1 protein-coding gene is annotated in these 1,531 nt (G+C 61.1%); it reads left to right on the top strand.

The annotated features are described in order from the left end of the window. Positions 1-104: 104 nt before the first annotated feature. Positions 105-1,523 carry an IS66-like element ISAs21 family transposase gene (locus tag MUW49_RS17420; protein ID WP_004576012.1) on the top strand — a complete coding sequence of 473 codons (1,419 nt, stop codon included), beginning with the start codon at positions 105-107 and terminating at the stop codon, positions 1,521-1,523. Positions 1,524-1,531: the final 8 nt, after the last annotated feature.

Genomic DNA, 1,531 nt, shown 5'->3' with positions numbered 1-1,531 from the left:
GGTAACTGTTCACCCAGATGGCATTGACAGGAAAAAGTGAGACGATCATCCCTTGATCCACTGTTGCCCCTTGCCTGATCCCGCCAGCTTGGCACCATCACGTCATGAGCAAACCCATTACGCCACCACCCGGCCTGCCGCTGACCCTCGAGCAAGCCAACGAGCTGATTTACAAGCTGATGGCGCGCATCGCCGAGCTTGAAGACCGCCTCAACCAAAACAGCAATAACTCCTCCAAGCCCCCCTCCACTGATGGCTCGGGGACCCCGCCTGCGCGCAAGCGCCCCGCTTCCGGCAAGGCTCGTGGTGCCCAGCCTGGCCACAAGGGGCAGCGGCGTGAACGTCATCCTGAGGACGACCGACTGACGGCAATACCACACTATCCTGCCCGGCAGTGCGCCTGCTGTGGTGAGCAGGTGGTGTCCCATGACAAGCCCTACCGGGTTCATCAGGTGTTTGACCTGCCCGAGGTCAGCTATGTGGTGACAGAGCATCAGCTGTATCGGGGCACCTGCCGTGGGTGCGTCACCACCAGTGAAGCAGCCCTGCCCGATACGGTGAGCCACAGCCAGATGGGGGCTAATCTGCTGAGCTATATCGCTTTGCAGAGTGGTCAGTTCCACCAGAGCATCAGCAAGATACAGCAGCAGCTCAAGCAGCACTTCGGTTTGAGCTTTAGCCGAGGCGCCATCAGTGAAGCACAAGGCCGGGTCAGCGCCATGCTCACCCCGACCCACCAAGCCATCAAACAGCAAGTGCAGTCTGCCGCCATCATCCATGCCGATGAAACCCGGCACCAGCGGGGCGGTGAGCGACGCTGGATGTGGCTGGCCCTGAGCAAGGTCGCGGTCTGCTTCATGACGGCGTTTGGCCGCGGTCAGGAGGCAGCGAAGCGGTTGCTGGGCAGTGAGCTTGATGGGGTGCTGGTGACCGACCAGTATGCGGGATACCGCTTCATCGACAGCGCCCAGCGCCAACTGTGCTGGGCGCATGTGCTGCGCAACGTGGCGGCGATTGCCGAGAGTAGCGACGCCGTCAACCAGCCTATCGGAGCCCGGCTGGTACTGCTGGCTGACACGGTGTTCAGAACCCGGCATGGCTATGAACAAGGCTGCTTAAGCCGGGAGCAGTACCAGCGAAGGTTGCAGCGATGTCGGCAAAGCTGGCGAAGGCAGCTGGAGCGGGGCAGTGTACTGTGTTCCAAGCGCTACCGTGGGCGCTGCCAGTTACTGCTCAAGGACGATGAGATGCTATGGCGTTTTATGGAAAACGACGAGATAGCGCTGACCAACAATGAAGCGGAGCGGGCGCTGCGTGGCTATGTGCTGTGGCGCAAGGGAAGCTATGGCGTCTGGTCGCATCGAGGCGAGCAGTTCAGGCAGCGTATCCTATCGTTGGTGGAGACGGCCAAGCGATTGGGCCGCTGCCCGCAGGAGTGGCTGAGGGCAGTTGTCAGGTCCTGCATCGAGAAAACCGACTACCCGTTCCCGGAGGAGTTGGTGCTGTCAACACCGTCCCGGTGAACGGTTAC

Source organism: Aeromonas sp. LsrichE-8G (assembly GCF_022869435.1).
GTDB classification, from domain to species: Bacteria; Pseudomonadota; Gammaproteobacteria; order Enterobacterales; family Aeromonadaceae; genus Aeromonas; species Aeromonas caviae.
This window is presented reverse-complemented; position numbering and strand designations above follow the sequence as displayed.

Bases quoted from the DNA above. Each gene is read 5' to 3' on its own strand.
- MUW49_RS17420 (WP_004576012.1), top strand. From the start codon at position 105: ATGAGCAAACCCATTACGCCACCACCCGGCCTGCCGCTGACCCTCGAG.